The sequence below is a fragment of the Psychrobacter sp. 16-MNA-CIBAN-0192 genome (genome assembly GCF_040309565.1).
GTDB lineage: Bacteria > Pseudomonadota > Gammaproteobacteria > Pseudomonadales > Moraxellaceae > Psychrobacter.
The window spans coordinates 1-259 of sequence record NZ_JBEOOX010000420.1; the positions used below are offsets into that span (position 1 = coordinate 1).

General features: G+C 44.4%; 1 protein-coding gene. It reads right to left on the reverse strand.

Translation table 11 applies throughout. The annotated features are described in order from the left end of the window. The coding region (locus AAEY78_RS13820; protein ID WP_352339932.1) for a helicase-related protein at positions 1-259 on the reverse strand (259 nt) is incomplete at both ends.

Consider the following 259-nt stretch of genomic DNA (forward strand, 5'->3'; position numbering starts at 1 on the left):
GCCCAGGTTCAGATTGCTCAATCAAATGCCTAACCCGGCCTATATCGGCAGGATCAAATAACATATAAGCTTCTGCATCTAAACCATCGCGGCCTGCACGGCCTGTTTCTTGGTAATAAGCTTCAATGCTTTTAGGAATATCGTAATGCACCACAAAGCGCACGTTAGACTTGTTGATCCCCATGCCAAAAGCCACGGTTGCCACCACAATATCGATTTGATCTTTTAGAAATTTATCTTGAACGTTGCCTCGATCTTG